The sequence below is a fragment of the Nocardioides sp. genome (assembly GCF_036374615.1).
Lineage (GTDB): Bacteria > Actinomycetota > Actinomycetes > Propionibacteriales > Nocardioidaceae > Nocardioides.
In genome coordinates, this window is the sequence record NZ_DASUTK010000155.1 from 1 (window position 1) to 2,181 (window position 2,181).

The 2,181-nt window shown below is 69.8% G+C and carries 3 protein-coding genes; 1 reads left to right on the forward strand and 2 read right to left on the reverse strand.

The window, feature by feature from the left end:
* Positions 1-590 (reverse strand): response regulator transcription factor (locus VFZ39_RS12115; RefSeq protein WP_330866019.1); only part of this gene is annotated, 590 nt, incomplete at its 3' end.
* Positions 587-1,726 carry a sensor histidine kinase gene (locus VFZ39_RS12120; RefSeq protein WP_330866020.1) on the reverse strand — a complete coding sequence of 380 codons (1,140 nt, stop codon included), beginning with the start codon at positions 1,724-1,726 and terminating at the stop codon, positions 587-589. The genes VFZ39_RS12115 and VFZ39_RS12120, both read right to left, overlap by 4 nt.
* Before the next feature lie 123 nt (positions 1,727-1,849).
* On the opposite strand from VFZ39_RS12120, the gene VFZ39_RS12125 reads away from it, so the two are divergent.
* The coding region (locus VFZ39_RS12125; protein WP_330866021.1) for a DUF6326 family protein at positions 1,850-2,181 on the forward strand (332 nt) is incomplete at its 3' end.

A 2,181-nucleotide genomic window follows, 5' to 3' on the forward strand; every position in this document is an offset into this window, starting at 1 on the left:
AGCTTGGTCATCAACGATGCGACGTGGGTCTTGACCGTGCTCAGGCCGACGAAGAGCTCGGTGGCGATCTCGGCGTTGGTCCGGCCCCGTGCCACCAGCGCGAGCACCTCCTCCTCGCGCTCGGTGAGCGGGTCGATGGGCTGGACCGGTACCACCGGCGCCTGGTGGGCGAAGGTCGCCAGCAGCCGGCGGGTGACGTTGGGGGCGATCAGCGCGTCCCCGTTGGCCGCCGCGTGGATGGCCTGCACGAGGAGCTCCGGCCCGGCGTCTTTGAGCAGGAAGCCGCGGGCACCCGCGCGTAGGGCGCCGAGGACGTACTCATCGAGGTCGAAGGTGGTGATCACGACGACCGCCATCGGGTCCGTCACGTCTGGCCCGGCCAGGCGCCGCGTCACCTCGACGCCGTCGAGCCCGGGCATCCGGATGTCGACGAGGAGGACATCGGGACGCAGCCGGGTCGTCAGGTCGAGCGCTGCGAGCCCGTCTGCTGCCTCCCCCACGACCTCGAGGTCGGGTTGCGCGCCGAGGATCATCACCAGCCCGGTCCGCACCAAGTCCTGGTCGTCGGCTACGACGACACGGATGGTCATGCCGGCGCCTCCACCGGCAGCACGGCCTCGACCACCCAGCCACCCTCAGGCCCGGGCCCCGCGGAGAGCGATCCGCCGAGGAGCTGGGCGCGTTCGGCCATGCCCAGCAGGCCGAACCCAGGCTCCGGGGCTGGTCCCCGCTCGGTCTGTCCATCGTCGCTGACACGCAGCCTGACGGCGTCGCCCTCCCGGCGTACGTCGATCCCGACGCGGGTCGCGCTCCGGGCGTGCCGTACGGCGTTGGTCAGCGACTCCTGCGCGAGCCGGTAGAGCGCGGCGTCCACAGGTCCTGCCAGCCGGGTCAACGAACCGTCCAGCGAGACCTCGACGGTGGGCGTCGCGTCAGCGCGCGCCAGAGCAGGCAGGTCCGCGACGCCCAGCTGCGGGGAGTAGGCAACGGCTTCCTCCTCACGCAGCACCCGCACCATGGATCTCATCTCCGCCAGGGTTCGCGACGCTTCAGACTCGATCGCGGCCAGGACCTCGACAGCCTTCTCGGGCTGGATGCCGGCGACCACGCCACCCGCCTGCGCCTGCACCGCGATGGCCGAGACGTGGTGGGCCACGGTGTCGTGCAGCTCCCGCGCCAGCGCGACCCGCTCCTGATTGCGGATCTCGCGCTGTTGGCGATGCCAGAGGTCCGCGCGGTAGCGGAACACCGCCGCGAGGGCGACGAACAACAGCAAGAAGACGATCCCTCCGAAAGCGTCGGCCCAACCCGCCGAGGAGGCGTACAGCCCCAGCGCGACGACGACTGTCACGAACGCCGTCCCCACGACGATCTCCCGTCCCGAGCCCCACCGCACCAGGGAGTAGAGGAGGATCAGGACGGCCATCATGGAGTAGAGGCCGAGGTTCCCGGCGTGCGCAGTCAGCTGGAGGACCGAGAGCAGACCGGCGACGCCCCACCCGACCAGGGTGGCCATGAGGGGGCGACTCCGCCGCCAGAGCAGGGCAGGCGCCAGCACCAGAGCGAGCACCGTCACAAGGGGTCGCCAGGCCAAGCCTGGCCGAACGATGCCCTCGACCAAGGCGGCGGCCGCGAACACTCCCACCAGCAGCCAGTCGAGCCGACCGATGGGTGGGGCGTCAGCAGGCCGCGGCTCGTGCCAGAGGGAGCGCCGGAAGGTGACCACGGCTCAAGCCTAGGGATCGGCGTGCCTCGGAGTACCGGCCGAAAGTACGAGAGAGAGACCATGCCATCGGCCAGGTGAATACCGGCCTCCGGGCCGGTGCGCCCGCTGCCGGGCTCAGCGAGCGTGGACCTTCCGATCCTCACCACAACAACGGAGCCCATGATGAGCACACGTCAGCCCACTACCACACTGGAAGACCAGCCGATCCCGGTGAGAGCCAAGCTCGCCGCAGCATGGACGAGCCTCATGTTCCTGTACGCCTACGTGGACATTCTCAACTTCTTCACGCCCGGCGTCATCGAGGACATCCTCGACGGCCGGGTCTTCGAGTTCGACCTCTCCCAGACCTTCTCGACCGCGGCGCTGACCCTCGTGGCCATCCCGATCTTCATGATCGTGCTGTCGATGACGCTGCCCCCTCGGGTGAACCGCATCGCGAACCTCGTCGTGGCCTC